Source organism: Pseudomonas sp. EA_15y_Pfl1_P101 (assembly GCF_963970835.1).
Lineage (GTDB): Bacteria > Pseudomonadota > Gammaproteobacteria > Pseudomonadales > Pseudomonadaceae > Aquipseudomonas > Aquipseudomonas tritici.
This window is the reverse complement of the sequence record NZ_CAXAPA010000007.1, coordinates 312,940-332,768: the sequence shown is the minus strand read 5'-3', so window position 1 is coordinate 332,768 and position 19,829 is coordinate 312,940. Positions and strand designations below refer to the sequence as shown.

General features: G+C 58.7%; 18 protein-coding genes. 16 read left to right on the top strand and 2 right to left on the bottom strand.

Annotated elements, in window-relative coordinates; translation table 11 throughout:
* Positions 1-210: 210 nt before the first annotated feature.
* A complete protein-coding gene (locus AACY36_RS13920; RefSeq protein WP_339419129.1) occupies positions 211-1,431 on the bottom strand; it encodes a CaiB/BaiF CoA transferase family protein in 1,221 nt (406 codons plus the stop codon).
* A 12-nt stretch (positions 1,432-1,443) separates the two neighbouring features.
* Positions 1,444-2,625, bottom strand: a complete 1,182-nt coding sequence (locus AACY36_RS13915; protein WP_339419130.1) for an acyl-CoA dehydrogenase — start codon at positions 2,623-2,625, stop codon at positions 1,444-1,446.
* A 157-nt stretch (positions 2,626-2,782) separates the two neighbouring features.
* Here AACY36_RS13915 and AACY36_RS13910 point away from each other — a divergent pair, with 157 nt between their 5' ends.
* From AACY36_RS13910 to AACY36_RS13835, 16 genes are all read left to right on the top strand, one after another.
* A complete protein-coding gene (locus AACY36_RS13910; RefSeq protein WP_339419131.1) occupies positions 2,783-3,682 on the top strand; it encodes a LysR family transcriptional regulator in 900 nt (299 codons plus the stop codon).
* A 452-nt stretch (positions 3,683-4,134) separates the two neighbouring features.
* Positions 4,135-5,256 carry a Re/Si-specific NAD(P)(+) transhydrogenase subunit alpha gene (locus tag AACY36_RS13905; protein WP_339419133.1) on the top strand — a complete coding sequence of 374 codons (1,122 nt, stop codon included), beginning with the start codon at positions 4,135-4,137 and terminating at the stop codon, positions 5,254-5,256.
* Positions 5,257-5,271: 15 nt separating this feature from the next.
* Positions 5,272-5,595, top strand: a complete 324-nt coding sequence (locus AACY36_RS13900) for an NAD(P) transhydrogenase subunit alpha (protein ID WP_003170836.1) — start codon at positions 5,272-5,274, stop codon at positions 5,593-5,595.
* Positions 5,592-7,028: an NAD(P)(+) transhydrogenase (Re/Si-specific) subunit beta gene (locus AACY36_RS13895; protein WP_339419135.1), complete on the top strand. Its 1,437-nt coding sequence runs from the start codon at positions 5,592-5,594 to the stop codon at positions 7,026-7,028. Before AACY36_RS13900 ends, AACY36_RS13895 begins: the two co-directional genes overlap by 4 nt.
* Before the next feature lie 179 nt (positions 7,029-7,207).
* Entirely contained in the window at positions 7,208-8,701 is a 1,494-nt protein-coding gene (locus tag AACY36_RS13890; protein WP_339419137.1) for an acetyl-CoA hydrolase/transferase family protein, read from the top strand.
* A gap of 318 nt (positions 8,702-9,019) precedes the next feature.
* Positions 9,020-9,232, top strand: coding sequence for a DUF1127 domain-containing protein (locus AACY36_RS13885; protein WP_049710714.1), 213 nt, complete (start codon positions 9,020-9,022; stop codon positions 9,230-9,232).
* A gap of 260 nt (positions 9,233-9,492) precedes the next feature.
* Entirely contained in the window at positions 9,493-9,678 is a 186-nt protein-coding gene (locus AACY36_RS13880; protein WP_339419140.1) for a DUF1127 domain-containing protein, read from the top strand.
* Positions 9,679-9,814: 136 nt separating this feature from the next.
* A complete protein-coding gene (locus tag AACY36_RS13875) occupies positions 9,815-10,135 on the top strand; it encodes a DUF2388 domain-containing protein (protein ID WP_339419142.1) in 321 nt (106 codons plus the stop codon).
* Positions 10,136-10,215: 80 nt separating this feature from the next.
* The gene (locus AACY36_RS13870; protein WP_339419144.1) at positions 10,216-10,524 is read left to right on the top strand and encodes a DUF2388 domain-containing protein; all 309 of its coding nucleotides are present in this window, start codon (positions 10,216-10,218) and stop codon (positions 10,522-10,524) included.
* A gap of 39 nt (positions 10,525-10,563) precedes the next feature.
* Complete coding sequence (locus AACY36_RS13865; RefSeq protein ID WP_339419146.1) at positions 10,564-10,884, top strand: DUF2388 domain-containing protein; 321 nt, start codon at positions 10,564-10,566, stop codon at positions 10,882-10,884.
* Positions 10,881-12,842, top strand: coding sequence for a DUF7844 domain-containing protein (locus AACY36_RS13860; protein WP_339419148.1), 1,962 nt, complete (start codon positions 10,881-10,883; stop codon positions 12,840-12,842). Before AACY36_RS13865 ends, AACY36_RS13860 begins: the two co-directional genes overlap by 4 nt.
* A 375-nt stretch (positions 12,843-13,217) precedes the next feature.
* Entirely contained in the window at positions 13,218-14,525 is a 1,308-nt protein-coding gene (locus tag AACY36_RS13855) for a CitMHS family transporter (RefSeq protein ID WP_339419150.1), read from the top strand.
* 68 nt (positions 14,526-14,593) lie between these two features.
* Complete coding sequence (locus AACY36_RS13850; protein WP_049710720.1) at positions 14,594-15,361, top strand: TerC family protein; 768 nt, start codon at positions 14,594-14,596, stop codon at positions 15,359-15,361.
* A 211-nt stretch (positions 15,362-15,572) separates the two neighbouring features.
* Positions 15,573-17,231 (top strand): Na/Pi cotransporter family protein, encoded by a 1,659-nt coding sequence (locus tag AACY36_RS13845; RefSeq protein ID WP_339419151.1) that lies wholly within the window; start codon positions 15,573-15,575, stop codon positions 17,229-17,231.
* Between the two features lie 57 nt (positions 17,232-17,288).
* Positions 17,289-18,671 (top strand): M16 family metallopeptidase, encoded by a 1,383-nt coding sequence (locus AACY36_RS13840; RefSeq protein ID WP_339419152.1) that lies wholly within the window; start codon positions 17,289-17,291, stop codon positions 18,669-18,671.
* 72 nt (positions 18,672-18,743) lie between these two features.
* Positions 18,744-19,775 (top strand): DUF5924 family protein, encoded by a 1,032-nt coding sequence (locus AACY36_RS13835; protein ID WP_339419153.1) that lies wholly within the window; start codon positions 18,744-18,746, stop codon positions 19,773-19,775.
* Positions 19,776-19,829: the final 54 nt, after the last annotated feature.

Sequence of the window (19,829 nt, the reverse complement as noted above, 5' to 3'; positions counted from 1 at the left end):
CGATCAACTGAAGCAACTCGCTGTCGAATTTCGCATAACTCTTTGTTTACCAAGGAGTTTTCCGTTTCGACTGCGCCGGAAGTGGGGCGAATTATAGACTTCCAGAATCTGCCGTCAACCCTTAATTTTGCTTTTTATATCAATTAGTTAGGATTGATCAAAAAACCACCAGAAAGGCCACGATAACGCCCTCTATATAGAGGGGAAGACTCAGATAACACCCCGCCCCCTCAGGGCAGCCACGCTGGCCACACCCAATCCCAGCACATCCTGCAGCACTTTCGCCGTATGCTCCCCTAATAGAGGAGGCGCACTCCGGTACTCCACAGGGGTCTTGGACAACCGTATCGGACTGGCAACCTGAGGCACCATCCCCGCCAGCGCATGGGGCAACGCCATCGCCAACCCGCGCGCTTTGACCTGTGGATCGGCAAACACTTGAGCCAGGTCATTGATAGGCCCGCAAGGCACACCGACCCGCCCCAACTGTGACACCCACTCAGCCGTCGTCTTAAACACCGTAGCTTGGCGAATCAACGGAATCAGCTCTGCACGATTGGCCACTCGCACCTTATTAGTAGAGAAACGCGGATCATCCGCCCACTGAGGCTGCCCAGCCACCTCAGCAAACTTACGAAACTGTCCGTCATTACCCACCGTCAGGATGAAGTCACCATCGGCCGTGGGAAAATCCTGATAAGGCACAATATTCGGGTGAGCATTGCCCAAGCGCTTAGGCGCCTCCCCTGTTGTCAGGTAATTCATCGCCTGGTTAGCCAGGCAAGCCACCTGCACATCCAGTAACGCCATATCAATATGCTGCCCGCCACCGTCATGGTCCCGATGAGCCAGCGCCGCCAGTATCGCTACGGTCGAGTAAAGCCCCGTAAGAATGTCAGTCAGGGCCACGCCAACCTTCACCGGCCCAGCACCGTCATCACCCTCGGGCCTGCCCGTCAGACTCATAAGCCCGCCCAGCCCCTGGATCATGAAGTCATAGCCAGCACGCGCCGCATAAGGCCCCGTCTGACCAAAGCCGGTAATTGAGCAGTAGATCAACTCCGGATTGATCTCCTTGAGCGACTCATAATCCAGCCCATACGCCGCAAGACCACCCACCTTGAAGTTCTCGATGAGGATGTCCGACTTGGCCGCCAAGTCGCGCACCAGTGCCTGCCCCTCCGGCCGCGTGAAATCGATAGTCACGGACTGCTTATTGCGATTGGCCGACAGGTAATACGCCGCCTCACTGGTGTTCTCGCCATAGGCATCTTTAAGGAAGGGCGGCCCCCACGCACGCGTGTCGTCGCCATTGCCCGGCCGCTCGACCTTAATTACCTCTGCCCCAAGGTCCGCCAGGATTTGCCCGGACCAGGGACCCGCCAGTACTCGCGATAAATCCAGTACCCGCAGATGCGAAAGCGCGCCCATGCCGTACTCCCGTTAATAGAAAGCCTGAAGACCGGTTTGCGCACGCCCTAAGATCAGTGCATGCACGTCATGAGTGCCTTCATAGGTGTTCACCACCTCGAGGTTGACCAAATGGCGCGCCACCCCGAACTCATCGGAAATACCGTTGCCACCCAACATATCCCGCGCCATACGCGCGATATCCAGCGACTTGCCACACGAGTTGCGCTTCATGATCGAAGTAATCTCGACCGCTGCAGTGCCTTCATCCTTCATACGACCCAAGCGCAGGCAGCCTTGCAGGGCCAGAGTGATCTCGGTCTGCATATCGGCCAGTTTCTTCTGGATCAATTGAGTCGCCGCCAATGGACGACCGAATTGCTGACGATCCAGAGTGTATTGGCGAGCGGTGTGCCAGCAGAACTCTGCGGCGCCCAAAGCCCCCCAAGAGATGCCATAGCGGGCAGAGTTAAGGCAGGTGAAAGGCCCTTTCAAACCACGCACATCCGGAAAAATGTTCTCTTCGGGCACGAATACGTTCTCCATGACGATTTCACCCGTAATGGAGGCGCGCAACCCAACCTTGCCGTGAATCGCCGGGGCGCTCAGACCTTTCCAGCCTTTCTCCAGGACAAAACCACGAATATCACCGGCATCGTCCTTGCCCCAGACCACAAATACATCCGCGATCGGGCTATTGGTGATCCACATCTTCGCGCCGGTCAGGCTGTAGCCGCCGTCTACCTTACGAGCACGGGTAATCATCGCGCCCGGGTCGGAACCATGGTCGGGCTCTGTCAGGCCAAAACAGCCGATCCATTCGCCAGAGGCCAACTTCGGCAGGTACTTCTGTTTCTGCGCCTCAGTGCCAAACTCGTTGATAGGCACCATCACCAGTGACGACTGCACACTCATCATCGAACGGTAGCCCGAGTCGACACGCTCCACCTCACGCGCAATCAACCCATAGCAGACATAGTTCAAACCGCTGCCACCGTACTGCTCGGGAATCATCGCACCGAGCAGCCCGGTCTCACCCATCTCGCGAAAAATTGCCGGGTCGGTCTTTTCATGGCGAAAGGCTTCGAGCACACGCGGTGCCAGCTTGTCCTGGGCGAATTGCTCAGCACTGTCGCGCACCATGCGCTCTTCTTCGGTGAGCTGTTGATCCAGCAGCAGCGGATCGATCCAGTTGAAGCTTGCCTTACTAGCCATGAATAAGTCCTCGCGGAGAAAATCGGAAGTCGTGGAATGAGCCTAGGCCCCCCAGGCGCACAGGGCAAACGAGGTTTCCGCATAGGGTTGTGCTAATTTGTCACTTCGTAACGACCAAGAAAGGCCCATCAGCGCTTTATGAGTGAGGACACGGTATATGCGCAGGAAAATTCCCAGCACCACCGCCCTGGTCAGTTTTGAAGCAGCAGCCCGCCACGAAAGCTTCACCAAGGCCGCACACGAGCTTTCGATCACTCAAGGCGCCATCTGTCGACAGATTGCCAGCCTTGAGGAGTTTTTGAGTGTCGAGCTGTTTCGGCGCTCACGGCGCGGGGTCAAGCTGACGGAAGCAGGGCTTTCCTACAGCCGTCGCGTTGCCACACAGTTGGACGCAGTGGAGCGCGATACGCTTTCGGTAATGGGACAGCAGGGCGCCAACGTCATTGAGCTGGCCGTGGTCCCGACGTTTGGCACTCAATGGTTAATACCTCGCCTAAAGGACTTTCAACGCCAGCACCCTGAAGCCACCGTCAACCTGACCAACCGCACGCGCCCCTTTCTGTTTGCCGATACCGAATTCGACGCCGCCATCTACTTCGGCGATGCCGACTGGTCCGGCACTGAATCCCATCGATTGATGGGTGAGAACCCTGTCCCCGTGTGCAGCCCACGACTTTTGGCTAGCCGCACGCAGCTCAACGCTCAGGAGATTGCAGAGCTGCCGCTCCTGCAGCAGACCACTCGACCCTACGCGTGGCGCCAGTGGTTCAGCGCCCAACAACTGAACATCCCCCGCGACATGACAGGCCCCCGTTACGAGCTATTCTCGATGTTGTCCCAGGCAGCCATGCACGACATGGGAATCGCGCTGATCCCGCCGTTCCTCATCCAGCGCGAGCTGGAGGAGGGCCAACTGGTGATTGCAAACCCCCAGACACTGACCTGCTCAAAGGCTTACTACCTGATGATTCCTGAGAGAAAAGTTGAATCTGCCTCACTGCACGCATTCAGAGACTGGTTGATCGACCAATCGCAGCGCTACAGCCCCAATATCTAAAGGCTAAAACTGAATTGCTGACTCTGTAGTCAATTAATTTTTAAGCCTACAGATGTACATATATGTCGCATTTCAACAGACTGTATCTGTCAATCAAAAATCAGGCTAAAAGCCATGATCTACATGGCTTGTAGCGACTATCACAAGCCAATAACCGACTATTCACACGAACCATTGCAAAACACCGCAAAAACACCTGAAACGCTTTAACCCCATGTATTAGAAGAATTTATTTCGGATTGTTGCGACAATCAGTCACAGGGTGACTTGTAGTTAATTTTTCGTCACGCGTCATAATCCCTTGAAGGCCGTAAAGTTCGCCTGCAAAATGCCGCGCCCCGCTTTCATTTCAGCGGGATCGTGCTGATCGGCCGCCCCAGCTGCGCCACTCGCGGTGCACTGGCCTTTTTACAAAAAGATCAAAAGCAAAAAGATCATGCAGGAGATTTGACGTGCACATTGGTGTTCCTCTCGAAACCCAGACCGGTGAAACGCGGGTGGCTGCCACCCCGGAAACCATCAAGAAGCTGATCGGCCAGGGCCATAAGGTCACTGTACAAAGCGGAGCAGGCATTAACGCCAGCGTCCCCGACAGTGCCTATGAAACGGCAGGCGCAACCATTGGCGGCGCCAGCGATGCGTTTGGCGCGGCGCTTATTCTCAAGGTGGTTGCCCCCAGCGACAGCGAACTTGCGCTGATCAAAAGCGGCACCGTGTTGGTGGGCATGCTAAATCCGTTCAGCAACGAAACTATCGCCAAACTTGCCGAACGCGGCATCACCGCCTTCGCACTCGAAGCCGCGCCGCGCACCTCGCGGGCCCAGAGCCTAGACGTGCTGTCTTCCCAGGCCAACATCGCCGGCTATAAAGCTGTGCTGCTCGCCGCGCATCACTATCCGCGCTTCATGCCGATGCTGATGACCGCCGCAGGCACCGTGAAAGCGGCGCGCGTGCTGATACTCGGTGCTGGCGTGGCAGGCTTGCAGGCCATCGCCACGGCGAAACGCCTGGGTGCGGTGATCGAAGCGTCTGACGTACGCCCGGCCGTGAAGGAGCAGATTGAGTCCCTCGGCGCGAAGTTCGTCGATGTGCCCTACGAAACCGATGAAGAGCGCGAATGCGCCATCGGTGTCGGTGGTTACGCCCGTCCAATGCCGACCAGCTGGATGCAGCGTCAGGCCCTGGCCGTGCACGAGCGCGCCAAGCAGGCCGACATCGTCATCACCACTGCGTTGATTCCTGGCCGCAAGGCACCGACGCTGCTGAGCGCCGAGACCGTCGCGCAAATGAAGCCTGGCTCTGTGGTCATCGACCTCGCCGCCGCCCAGGGCGGCAACTGCCCGCTGACCATCGCCGATCAAGTGGTGGTCGAGAACGGCGTGATCATTTGCGGCCCGACTAATCTGGCCGGTGCCGTAGCCGCCGATGCATCTGCTTTATATGCACGCAACCTGCTGGACTTCCTGAAGCTGGTCTTCAACAAGGAAGGGCAGTTTGAACTCAACCTCGAAGACGACATCGTCGCCGCGTGCCTGATGTGCCGCGACGGCCAAGTCATCCGCAAAAACGCCTAAGCAGGGATTCAGACGATGGAAGAGCTTATCTCCCCCGGTATCTACAACCTGATCATCTTTGTGCTGGCGATTTATGTCGGTTACCACGTGGTCTGGAACGTTACCCCCGCGCTGCACACGCCTTTGATGGCGGTGACCAACGCCATTTCCGCAATCGTGATCGTCGGCGCCATGCTGGCCGCTGCGCTAACCGTGACACCGCTGGGCAAGACCATGGGCACCCTGGCGGTGGCCCTTGCGGCGGTAAACGTGTTTGGCGGCTTCCTGGTGACCCGCAGGATGCTTGAGATGTTCAAGAAGAAAGCCCCGAAAGTAAAAGAAGAGGCGCCATCGTCATGAGCATGAATCTCGTCACGACGCTCTACTTGATCGCGTCGATCTGCTTTATCCAAGCTTTAAAAGGCCTATCCCATCCAACCACATCCCGACGCGGCAACCTGTTCGGCATGCTCGGCATGGCGCTGGCGGTACTCACCACGGTAGGCCTCATCTATAAGCTCGGCGCTGAACTTGCTACTGCCGGCATCGGCTACGTGATTGTCGGCTTGTTGATCGGCGGCACTGCCGGCTCGATCATGGCCAAGCGCGTTGAGATGACCAAGATGCCGGAGCTGGTCGCGTTCATGCACAGCATGATCGGCCTGGCAGCGGTGTTCATCGCGATTGCTGCGGTGGTTGAGCCGCAATCCTTGGGTATCGTCAAACACCTGGGTGACGCGATTCCTGCCGGTAACCGCCTGGAGCTGTTTCTCGGTGCCGCCATCGGTGCCATCACCTTTTCCGGCTCGGTGATCGCATTTGGCAAGCTGTCGGGTAAGTACAAGTTCCGCCTGTTCCAGGGCGCCCCCGTACAGTTCGGCGGTCAGCACAAGCTTAACCTGGTGCTCGGCCTCGCAACGCTGGGCCTGGGCATGGCGTTCATGTTCACCGGCAACCTCACCGCGTTCTCGCTGATGCTGGCCCTGGCCTTCGTGCTTGGCGTGCTGATCATCATCCCAATCGGCGGCGCCGACATGCCGGTGGTGGTGTCGATGCTCAACAGTTACTCCGGCTGGGCGGCGGCGGGTATTGGCTTCTCGCTGAATAACTCGATGCTGATCATCGCCGGATCCCTGGTGGGCTCGAGCGGCGCGATCCTGTCGTACATCATGTGCAAGGCGATGAACCGCTCCTTCTTTAATGTACTGCTCGGCGGTTTCGGCAATGCGCCGGATGCCGGCGCGGCGGCGGGCTCTAAAGAAGCACGCCCGGTGAAGTCCGGCTCGGCCGACGACGCGACCTTCCTGCTGACCAACGCCGACACCGTGATCATCGTGCCAGGCTATGGCCTTGCAGTGGCTCGGGCGCAACACGCGCTCAAGGAACTGACGGAGAAGCTGACTCACCGAGGCGTCACCGTGAAGTACGCGATCCACCCGGTGGCGGGGCGCATGCCAGGCCACATGAACGTACTGCTGGCCGAAGCAGAAGTGCCTTACGACCAAGTGTTTGAGATGGAAGACATCAACTCCGAGTTCGGCCAGGCCGACGTGGTGCTGGTGCTGGGCGCAAACGACGTGGTCAACCCGGCCGCCAAGAATGACCCGAACTCGCCGATTGCCGGCATGCCCATTCTCGAAGCCTTCAAGGCCAAGACCATCATCGTCAATAAGCGCTCAATGGCCAGCGGTTATGCCGGCCTGGATAACGAGCTGTTCTACCTGGACAAGACCATGATGGTCTTCGGCGACGCCAAGAAGGTCATCGAAGACATGGTCAAAGCCGTCGAGTAACACTGCTTCAGCGCAACACTCGAAACCCCGGCCTGCTGTAGGCTGGGGTTTTTTATGACTGCATGAAACCCGACCAAAGGCTCTAAATCGCTGCCCGGCATTCGACCATGGTAGCGGGCCGAATTTTTTTGAAATCACTAAACTGCGCACCTTGCCTCCGTAGCCCGAGATAACAATCCATGTACCGTGATCGTATCCGCTTGCCTTCGTTGTTGAACAAGGTCATGAGCGCGGCAGATGCCGCCGCACTGATCGAGGACGGCATGACCGTCGGCATGAGCGGCTTCACCCGTGCCGGTGAAGCCAAGGCCGTCCCGCACGCCCTGGCCGAACGCGCCAAGACTTCCCCACTGAAGATCACCCTGATGACCGGCGCGAGCCTGGGCAATGACCTGGATAAACAACTGACCGAAGCCGGCGTACTGTCACGACGCATGCCATTCCAAGTCGACAGCACCTTGCGCAAGGCGATCAACGCCGGCGAAGTGATGTTTATCGATCAGCACTTGTCGGAAACCGTCGAGCAACTGCGCAACAACCAGCTCAAGCTGCCGGACATCGCCGTGATCGAAGCCGTCGCCATCACCGAGCAAGGGCACATCGTGCCCACCACCTCCGTGGGGAACTCGGCCAGCTTCGCCATTTTTGCCAAGCAGGTGATCATCGAGATCAACATGGCGCACAACCCGAATCTGGAAGGGTTGCACGACATCTATATCCCCACTTATCGGCCAACACGTACGCCAATCCCACTGGTCAAAGTTGACGATCGCATTGGCAGCACCGCGATCCCGATTCCACCGGAAAAGATCGTCGCCATCGTTATCACCAACCAGGCCGACTCGGCCTCTACCGTGACGCCGCCTGACAGCGACACCCAGGGCATCGCCAATCACCTGATCAACTTCCTCAAGCAGGAAGTCGACGCTGGCCGCATGACCAACAAGCTCGGCCCGCTGCAGGCCGGGATCGGCAACATTGCCAACGCAGTGATGTGTGGGCTGATCGATTCGCCATTCGAAGACCTGACCATGTATTCGGAAGTGTTGCAGGACTCGACCTTCGACCTCATCGACGCAGGCAAGCTGAGCTTCGCTTCGGGCAGCTCGATCACCTTGTCAGAACGGCGCAATGCCGATGTGTTCGGCAACCTCGAACACTATAAGGACAAGCTGGTATTGCGCCCGCAGGAGATCTCCAACCACCCTGAAGTGGTGCGTCGCCTGGGCATCATCGGCATCAATACCGCGCTGGAGTTCGACATCTACGGCAACGTCAACTCCACTCATATCTGCGGCACCCGGATGATGAACGGCATTGGCGGTTCCGGCGATTTCGCGCGCAACGCGCACTTGGCGATCTTCGTCACCAAGTCGATTGCCAAAGGCGGTGCGATTTCCAGTGTGGTGCCAATGGTCAGCCATGTGGACCACACCGAGCATGATGTCGACATCCTGGTAACAGAAGTCGGATTGGCCGACCTGCGCGGCCTGGCGCCGAGGGAGCGGGCACGGGTGATCATCGACAACTGTGTGCACCCGGCCTACCGCGATGCGCTGAACACTTACTTCAATGCTGCTTGCGCCCTCGGTGGGCATACCCCGCACATCCTGCGCGAAGCACTGAGCTGGCACATTAACCTGGAAGAAACGGGGCACATGCTCAACGCGTGATTGATACAGATTCGAGCTGATGCAAATACAGTTTCATCAGCTCGGCACCTTCCTTGCGATTTTATGAAAAAACTGTACTGCTGTACTGGTCATTTCCTACCCTGATATTCCACACACCTCACTGAAAATGCCTATTTCGCACCCATTTAGTGCGGACAGGTACAGTTGCCCCTTTTTCGTACAGTACAGCACCCTTAAACAGTTAACTGCCCTCTCACAATACAAGTGAACTGTATCTAGAGAGTCTTGCGTCGGAAGAGGATCATTGGCATCAGTTAAACCACTACCTAATCCCGCCACAAGCGGAAGGATGTCATCATGGAACGTACACTCAGTTCCGATCTGTTCTCTGAAAAAGCTGTAAACAACCAAGCTGCCATGCCTCTGCGCGTTCTGGCCAACCTGATGTTGTGGCAGCGCCGCATCTCCAGCCGTCACCAACTGGCTCGCCTGGATTCGCGTCTGCTGGCTGACGCAGGTATCAGCGAAGCTCAACGTTACGAAGAGCTGAGCAAGCCGTTCTGGCGCTAACTTAGCGCTCGCTGGCCCTGACCCACCGGGTCCACTGCCAGCACTGATTCTTCAAAATAAAGCCCGCCCCGGGAAACCGGAGGCGGGCTTTGTTGTTTCAGCGAGGGTGGTTTTGAACGGGAAAACAGAAGCCTTTCATACCGATAGGTACAGTTTAAAAAATATACCAGTTAAGCAGTACAATTTAGCATTGGTTTATCTGTACCGGTCGCAACGGCTTGCCCAACATGGTGTTTCAGACCTCATGAAAAGTAACCGCCATGGATAAGCCGTCCCCTCTTTATAAGCGGCTCTTGCACCAGACAACCTCCATCCTCGCTAAATGGATGCGCCGCACCTACGAACGACGCCAGCTGTCGCGGCTTGATGGTCGGGAGCTGTCGGATCTCGGTATCAGCCATGGCGACCAAATGGCTGAGCTGTCCAAGCCATTCTGGCGTGACTAGGCAGTCAAGGCGCTTCCCGAACGGATAAGTGTCGGCTTAATATCCACTCAATACGTGGCGAACCGCCTAGCACGAGCGTCTGATCCAGAATGGTTGCCCTGCGCCACCTTATCCGTTCATCTACAGGAGTCACCCCATGTCCCGTCTTCGCCTGCTGAGTGCTGCTGCCCTGTTGGCCCTGGCTGCCAATGCCAATGCGACCAGCTTCATCGTGACCACCGACTCCATCGTCGGCGCGCTGAAGGCCACTTCCGACGCCAGCTCCGATGCCACTTCGTCCCTGCGTGACAATAAGGTCGTGCGCGCCGCTCGTGACGACGCCGCCAGCTTTGTCGCCAGCGAAGGCGCCATTCGTGGGGTAAAACTGGAAAGCGCCCTGGCGCAGATTCGCCAACAGGCTCCGCAACTGAACACCGCGACTGACGCCCAACTGGCCCAGGCCATCCTGTCTATCTGACGACAGGACGGATGCCTGGGCGCTGGCTCTCGCCTGGGCATTGCGCTAGCCTTGGCGCTCACTTTCAGTAGTCGAGTCCCATGGCTTTTTCATACCGCCTTTTAATAGTCCCTTTGATATTTTCCGCCGGCTGGTCGCCACTGTCTTCGGCCTTTGACCTAACCACTCAGAGCACAGTCGCCAGCGCGTACGCCACCAGCAAAGTGACCTCTGCACCCTTCGACAAAAAAGTGATAATGGCCGCCCAGGACGACGCTGCCGCGTTTATTGCCACAGACGGGCAATGGCGGGGTGCACGGCTGGAGTCGGCGCTGGATTACCTGCGCCGTAACGAACCAAAACTTAACGCCAGCGACCTTGAACTGGCGCAAGCAATTCTCGTCCAATAATCATCTTTGTATTTCCATCTTTGTATTTGGAGTTATTCCATGCGTAGCCCGCTGATCGCCGCCGCCCTTGGCCTGCTGTTGTTGGCCGACGTTGCCCAGGCGCATACCCTGGTTGCCACCAGTAACATCATTGTTCGCGCCTCTGGCCGCACCATTGATTTCACCTCGGACACCACCACCTCCATCCGCGATTCCAAAGTGGTGCGCGAAGCCCACGATGACGCCGCCAGTTTCGTGGCTACCAACGGCGAGATCCGTGGCGCGCGATTGGAAGCCGCCTTCGACACCCTGCGCACACGCTTGCCCGAAGCCCGTGACGCCAGTGACCAGACGCTTGCTGAAGCTATCCTCGCACTGTGAGGCGAATCGCCGCCTGGCTCCTGGCCGGGGCTGTGCTGCTGTGTGCCAGCGCGGCCCAGGCCAGCCTGCAACTGCGGCTCAAGACCGAGGGCTTGAGCCCCGCTGAACAAGAGGCCAGCCAGGCATTGCTCGACGAAGCGATGCGCTCTTTGCCGCCGCGCTTTATCAAGCAGTTGGACCGTCGCATCGATGTTGGCTGGACCGACAAGATGCCCGAAAACGCCTATGGCCAAGCCTCCCTGGTGTCCGAGCTGGACCTCAACGGCAACCTGCTCGCCAGCCTCACCGACGGCAGCGCCGCCACCCAAAAAACCAATCGCCCCCACGGCACTGTGCGCCGGGAAATGCTCGCCACCGTGCTGCATGAACTGACCCACATCTATGACCGTGCGCGCCTGTGGTCCAAAGAAGACCGTGCGCTGATCAATCGTTGCAGCCGCCAGAACAACCTCACCGGCCTCATCGGTCTGCCTGATCAATGCCGTGGCCAGAATGGCCGACGCTTTACCCTCAGCGATGACCCACGCCTGCTGGACCTTGCCGGCTGGCCGCAATACGTTGGCCGTCGCGGCGAGCGTGAGCAGAACAATCACCAGGTCGCCCGCAGCCCGGACATCTACGAAACCACCAGCCCGCTGGAATTTGTGGCCGTCAATATGGAGTACTTCCTCCTTGACCCGAGCTACGCCTGCCGCCGCCCCTCACTGTTCCGCTATTACAAGGAACACTTCGGCTGGGCCCCGCCCGAACAAGACACCTGCGCCAAGAGCTACGCATTCCTGAACGCCGGCAACGACTTCGCCAAGACACCGCTGGGCCATGTCGACCCGGAGCGCGTGTACGAAATTGACTACCTGCTGGCCGAGGCCAACCAGAACCTGGTCAGTCGCTGGGGTCACAGCATGCTGCGCCTGGTGATTTGCGCGCCGGGGCGCCCGCGAGGGCCGGATTGTCGGCTGGACCTGGACCAGCATCTGGTGTTGTCCTACCGCGCTTTTGTCGGTGATGTACAGTTGTCGAGCTGGGATGGCCTGGTCGGCAAGTACCCATCGCGACTGTTTGTACTGCCGCTGGCACAAGTGATCGACGAGTACACCAAGACCGAGTTGCGCGGCTTGGCCTCTGTACCGTTGAAACTGACCCGCCAGGAAATCAACGACACTGTCGAACATGCCGCCGAAATGCACTGGAGCTACGACGGCAACTACTTCTTCATTTCCAACAACTGCGCAGTGGAAAGCCTCAAGCTGTTACGCAGCGGCAGCGCCAACCCACAACTGACCGGCCTGGATAACATCACCCCCAATGGTTTGCTGGAGGTCCTGAGCGCTCGCGGCCTGGCCGACACAACTGTACTGGACGACAAGCGCAAGGCCCTGCGCCTGGGCTATCACTTCGACTCGTTCCGCGAGCGTTACCAAGCGATGTTCGATGTGCTGCGCAAACACCTGCCGATCAAACAAACCCAGGTCGAAGATTGGCTGTCTCTCAGCGCAGAGGAACGTCGCCAGTGGTTCGGCCAGGCCGACCTGCGCACCAGCGCCGCGTTGTTGCTGCTGGAGCAGGCGAGCTTTCGTAAACAGTTGATGCTGGCCCAGGACGAGGTCAAACAACGCTACCTCGGCGCTCGCGAGCTGAAAAACGGTGGCATGGAGAAAGCCAACGCCACGTTGCAACAGATCCTCGCCAACAGCGGCTTCCTCAGCCGCCCGGCGGAGCTGCTGGGCAGCGGTGGCTACGGCCTGCCGCAACCGTCGGAATCCAAGCGCCTGGAATCGGAAAGTGCCGAGCGCCAGAAGCAACTGCAATCGCTGACCGGCGAATTGGATAAAGAGGTGAGGGCGCTGCTGGAGCCTTCCCGCTCCACCGAAATTGCTGCGTGCGAAGCCAACCTCAAGCAGGTGGGCGAGCATTTGCGGGCATTGCATAAAGCGGCGGGCGGCTTGGAGCTGCCCTGAAAAACTCGCGGCAGACACCTTTCAAATATGGGAGCTGGCTTGCCTGCGATGCAGACACCTCGGTCGTTCAGTTGAACCGAGGTGATGCAATCGCAGGCAAGCCAGCTCCACATTTGATCTGTGTAAACCTGAAAACCGTATGTCTGGCCTCCATCACCTGTTTTATCAGCGAAAGCTGGCTGAAAGCTTTCGCGACTAGGATCACCTCCAACTGCCGGCAACAGACCGGCTGTACACAACAACAATGGTGATTCCCGATGTCCGCCCGTACCCGCCTGTTCGCCCCAACTCCACCCGTACGCCTCGTGCCTTTCGTTCTGCGCTGACCCCCACCGGTTCGCCATTCCCTAGCCGCGCTACGCCTGGAGTATTCCTATGCTGACTTTCCTTGGCTTTGCCATGGTCATCACGTTCATGTTCCTGATCATGACCAAGCGCCTGTCCGCGCTGATCGCGTTGATCATCGTGCCAATCCTGTTCGCGCTGTTCGGCGGCTTCGCACCGAAGATCGGCCCGATGATGCTCGAAGGCATTACCAAGCTCGCGCCGACCGGCGTGATGCTGATGTTTGCCATCCTCTACTTTGCCCTGATGATCGACTCCGGCCTGTTCGACCCGGCCGTGCGCAAGATCCTCAAGATGGTCAAGGGTGATCCGCTCAAAGTCTCCGTCGGCACCGCTGTGTTAGCCCTGGTGGTGTCCCTCGACGGTGACGGCGCCACCACCTACATGATCTGCGTGGCCGCCATGTTACCGCTGTACCAGCGCATCGGCATGAGCCCGCGGATCATGGCCGGCTTGATCATTCTCGCCGGCGGCGTGATGAACATGACCCCCTGGGGTGGCCCAACCGCCCGTGCCGCCAGTGCGCTGCACGTGGACCCCTCGGATATTTTCGTGCCGATGATCCCGGCCATGGCCGCCGGCGTGGTCGCGATCCTGGTGATCGCCTACATGTACGGCAAGCGCGAACGTGCGCGCTTGGGTGAACTGCACCTGCAAGGTGACGAGATCGACCACAGTGAAATCAGCGTGTCGCAATTCCCGGATGCCCGCCGGCCGAAACTGATCTGGTTCAACGGCGCGCTCACCCTGGCGCTGATGTGCACCCTGATCGCCGGTCTGTTGCCACTGCCGGTGCTGTTCATGGTGGCGTTCAGTATCGCAATGATCGTCAACTACCCGTGCCTGCAACAGCAGAAAGACCGCGTCGCCGCCCACGCCGGCAGCGTCTTGGCGGTGGTGGGACTGATCTTCGCCGCCGGTATCTTCACCGGCATTCTTTCCGGTACCGGCATGGTCGACGCCATGTCCAAGAGCCTGCTGGCGGTCATCCCGGAAGCGATGGGCCCGTACATGGCGGTAATCACCGCGCTGGTCAGCATGCCGTTCACCTTCTTCATGTCCAACGACGCGTTCTACTATGGCGTACTGCCAGTGCTCGCCGAAGCCGCCAGCCACTATGGCATCACCGCCGTCGAAATGGCCCGCGCGTCTATTGTTGGCCAGCCTGTGCACTTGCTCAGCCCGCTGGTACCTTCGACCTACTTGCTGGTAGCCCTGGCCGGTATCGAATTTGGCGATCACCAGCGCTTCACGCTGAAGTGGGCAGTGCTGGTATGCCTGTGCATAATGTTCGCCGCATTGCTGATGGGGATTTTTCCGCTGTTCAGCACTCTATAATCGTACCGACTCACCCACCGCGCGGCGCTGCAGCTTGCGCGGTTTAACACTTGCTCAAAGGAATACACATGGAATGGCTGACCAATCCGGAAATCTGGATTGCCTTCTTCACCCTGACGGCCCTCGAGATCGTCCTGGGTATCGATAACATCATCATGATTTCGATCCTGGTCAGCCGCATGCCTAAGCATATGCAGGCGCGCACCCGGATCTTCGGCCTGGCGCTGGCCATGGTCACGCGCATTCTGTTGCTGCTGTCGATCACCTGGGTGATGCAACTGACCAACGACCTGTTCGTGGTCTTCGGCCAAGGCATCTCCGGTCGCGACCTGATCCTGTTCTTCGGTGGCCTGTTCCTACTGTGGAAAAGCTCCCAGGAGATGTACCACGCGCTGGAAGGTGAAGACGAAACCCACGAAGAGCCAGGCGGCAAGGGTGGCAAGTTCATCTACACCATCATCCAGATCGCGATCATCGACATCGTGTTCTCCCTGGACTCGGTGATCACCGCAGTCGGCATGGTTTCCCATGTGCCGGTCATGGTTGCGGCGATTGTCGTGGCAGTGCTGGTGATGATGCTGGCGGCCGGCACCATCAGCGAATTCATCGACAAGCACCCGTCACTGAAGATGCTCGCGCTGTCGTTCCTGCTGGTCGTGGGTACCGTGCTGATCGCCGAATCGTTCGATGTGCACGTGCCAAAAGGCTACGTCTACTTCGCCATGGCGTTCTCGCTGGCGGTGGAAGCGGTGAACATCAAGATGCGTACCGCCATCGCGAAAAAGCGCAAACAGCAGGATCCGGTGAAACTGCGCAAAGATATTCCGGGTCAATAAAACTGACTCGCTGCTGAAAAAGGGGCTTTCGAGCCCTTTTTTCTCGTCTGCAAAAAGCTGATTTCATGACAGTTTTGTTTCAATCCCCACATTAGCTATGCGATGCTGGCGCAGAGCCCATTCGCCAACTACAGCTTAATTACAAGACGTAAAACGGCAGCGGCAATTCTCATTTGCGTCGATTGGCGCACACCCACACGGGGGGCCGAGCATGCTGACCTTGCTCAATCTGCTTTCCGCCGTGACCCTGCTTATCTGGGGCACGCACATCGTCCGGACCGGCATCCTGCGGGTCTACGGCTCCAACTTGCGCCAAGTCATCGGGCAGAACATGTCCAAGCGCTGGCTGGCATTTGTCGCCGGTATCCTGGTGACTGCCATGGTGCAGAGCAGCAACGCCACAGCGATGCTGGTGACTTCCTTTGTTGGCCAGGGCCTCATGGGCCTGATGCCCGCCCTGGCGACCATGCTGGGTGCCGACGTCGGTACAGCATTGATGGCGCGCGTGCTGACCTTTGACTTGTCTTGGCTGTCACCGCTGCTGATCTTCCTCGGGGTGATTTTCTTCCTGTCGCGCAAACAGACGCGGGCAGGGCAGTTGGGCCGGGTCGGGATCGGTTTGGGGCTGATCATCCTCGCACTGCAACTGATCGTCGAAGCCGCCGGGCCGATCACCCACGCCCAGGGCGTGAAAGTGCTGTTCGCTTCGTTAACCGGCGACATCCTGCTCGACGCCCTGATCGGCGCCTTGTTCGCGATGATTTCCTACTCCAGCCTGGCCGCCGTCCTACTGACCGCCACCCTGGCCGGCGCCGGCGTGATCGGCCTGCACGTGGCCATCGGCCTGGTGATCGGCGCCAACATCGGCAGCGGCGTGCTGGCCTTCCTCAGCACCAGCATGCAAAACGCCGCCGGCCGCCAGGTGGCCCTGGGCAGCTTGCTATACAAATTGATCGGCCTGCTGCTGATCATCCCGGTACTCGACCCACTGGTGCTTTGGATGGATGGCCTGGACTACAGCGCCCAAGGCATGGTCATCACCTTCCATCTGCTCTACAACGTCAGTCGTTGCCTGATCCTGTTGCCCACCATCGGACCGATGGCGCGGCTGTGCGCCTGGTTGCTTCCGGAACAACAGGAGGCCAACGGCAAGGCCAAGCCACGCCACCTCGACCCAACCGCCCTCGCGACGCCCAGTCTGGCCCTGGCCAACGCCGCCCGGGAAACCCTGCGCCTGGGCGACTTGATCGACAACATGCTGACCTCGATGCAAGAAGTACTGCGCGGCAAACAGACCGCTATCACCCAGGAAATGCGCAGCCTCAGCGACGATGTCGAAGCGCTCTACAGCGCGATCAAACTCTACCTGGCGCAAATGCCCCGCGAAGACCTCAGCGAACAGGACAGCCGTCGTTGGGCCGAGATCATTGAGTTGTCGATCAACCTGAAACTGGCCGGCGACTTGATCGAACGCATGCTACGCAAAGTCCAGCAGCAGAAAACCTCCCAGCGCCGCCAATTCTCTGAAGTGGGCCTGGAAGAACTGACCGGCCTGCACGGCCAACTGATCGCCAACCTGCGCCTCGGCTTGTCGGTATTCCTCAGCGGGGACCCGGAAAGCGCTCGCCAATTGCTGCGCGAGAAGCGCCGTTTCCGCGCCCAGGAACGCCGTCTGGCCCACGCCCACGTCAGCCGCCTTCAGCACAAAATCGTACAGAGCCTGGAGACCAGTTCCCTGCATCTGGAACTGATTGCCGACATGAAACGCTTGAACTCGTTGTTTTGCAGCAGTGCTTATGTAGTGTTGGAAACGTCCGACACCGGCGCGCTCTCCGCCGAAGATATTGCCGACATCACACACTCGCCCTGAACGGATGATGGCCCGTGAAGTCAGTTAAAGCTGACCTCACTCGCCAGGAAGCTTGTTATGCGTCGCCTGTTATTCGCTTGCCTGTTCATGAGCTGTGCCCACGCCTTTGCCTTTGACCGCCTGCAAGTCGAGGGCTACACCTTGCCCAACGGCCTGCAATTGCTGCTCAAACCGGGCACCGAGCGCGGGCACGTGGCGATTCGCCTGGTGGTGGGCGTAGGGCTGGATGACTTCAGTTGCGAGGACAAAGAGCTGCCGCACTTGCTGGAGCACTTGCTGTTCAGCGGCATCGACGGCGGCGGCGAAGGTGACCTGGAAGACCGCATGCAGGCACTGGGCGGCGAGTGGAACGCCTACACCAGCAATGCCGACACCACCTTTGTGATCGAAGCGCCCGCGCAAAACCAGCGCAAGGTGCTCGACCTGCTGCTGGCGATCATCACCCGTACGGAACTGACCGACGCCAACATCAACGCCGCCAAACACGTGGTCGAGCGCGAAGACGGCGGCCACTATTCACACCTGCAACGCCTGCTGGACCGCCAGGACCTGGGCCACACTGCCAGTAATCAATTGGCCGTTGAACTTGGCCTCAAGTGTGCTGAACGTGCGGAGGTCAATCACCTGACCCGCGACCAATTAGAGAAGCTGCGCAAAAACTGGTACGCGCCCAACAACATGACGCTGATCATCGTCGGCGACCTCGACAAACTGCTACCGGCTTATCTGGAACGCACCTATGGCCAACTCGACCCGGTCGAGCCGACTGAACACCCCGCGCTGCCCGACATCCAGCACGCCGCCGCCAGCCATCGCGAATTGATTCACGGCTGGGTGGGCGACAGCGCCAAGCTGCACTGGCTGTTTCCCGAGCCGGTGCTGGACGACCAGCATGACGAAACCTACGACTTGCTCAAGGACTACCTCGACTGGGCGCTGTACCGCCAACTGCGCCTCAAGCACGGCTTGTCCTACGGCCCCTGGAGCGAGCGCGAAGTACTCGGCGGCGTAGGCTTCCTCAGCCTGAACGCCGACCTTGAGCGGGAAAACCTCCCCAAAGCCGAACAGGTACTCCAGGACCTCAAGGCGCAACTGCTCAAGGACGGCCTCGACCCTGCGGTATTCGCGCGCTTGCAACAAGCTGCCATCGCGCGCCAGGCGTGGGCCGTGCAAGGCAACAGCGCGTTGGCCGACTACTACTGGAGTGCATCTGGCGATTACAACAAAGGCCGCTTCAGCGACCCGGTCAAGCGCATCAAGGCGGTGAGCCTGGACCAGACCAACCAAGCCATGCTCCAAGTGCTCAAGCAGCCAGGCTACTGGCGCATCGAGAAACCGCTGCTGAGCTATGACGCACTCAGTTGGATCGGCGCCGGTGTACTCGGGCTGATCGCCATTGTGTTGATTGGCGTGCGGGTTTATCGCAAACGGATCGCGTAATGGGGCACCGGACGACGGGCTAAGACGCTATTCTGTCTCGGATTTTTCCCTACAAAGACTGCGAACCGCCGAATGCTAAACCTGACCCGCATAATCACCCGCATCCTTGAGCTGATGAAGCGCTACCCAGGGGTGATTGCACTCGGCGGTTTTATCTCGGGTGTGTGCAGCTTCATCCTGGTGGATCGCCAGCAAGGCATGGCGAGTTGGATCGCCGTGATCATGCTGGTGAGCTGGCTGTGGCTGATGTTGGAAAACAGTTTTACCCAGCTGTTCACCAAAGTCTTCAAGCGCGAAATCCCCGAACCCCTGTTGCGTTACGCGACACAGATGATCCACCAGGAAAGTCTGTTTTTTGTGCTGCCGTTCTTTTTTATCACCACAGCATGGAACAGCGGCCAGTCGATTTTTACCGGCTTGCTCGGTGCGGCGGCACTGGTGTCGATTGTTGACCCGCTGTATTACAAATGGCTGGCGCCCAAACGTTCACTGTTCCTCGCGCTGCACACCTTCACCCTATTCGCCGCTCTGCTCACTGCACTGCCGATCATCCTGCACTTGACCACCGCCGAGAGTTACAAGCTGGCCCTCGGCGTCGCGATGGCGCTGTCGATTCCAAGCCTGGCGGTAAGCCTGCCGCTACGCAGCGTCAAAGGCTGGGCGATGCTGCTCGGGGTCACCGCTGCCATAGGCTGCGCCGGATGGTTCCTACGCAGCTGGGTACCGCCAGCCACGTTGTGGATGACTGAAGTCGCCATCAGTACCCAACTGCAAGACCGCACGCCAGGCGACGACCTCAAGGAAGTCAACGCCGCGCAGCTGCGAAGCAGCGGGCTGTACGCCTACACCGCGATCAACGCCCCACGCGGGCTGGATGAACGGATCTACCACGTGTGGAAGTTCAACGGTAAAGAGGTCGACCGCATCGCCTTGGATATCCATGGCGGACGCAAAGAGGGCTATCGCGCCTGGACCCATAAACAGAACTTCCCAGGCGACTCGGTAGGCCGCTGGCAAGTGCAGGTTTTGACAGAAGACGGGCAGGTGATCGGCGTACTGCGTTTCAACGTCACCGACACAGCACAAGCGGACAATCCAAAGTAGGACGTATCGTGCTATTACGTAGGAATTGTGGATAGCCAAACAAGCTCGGAGCTT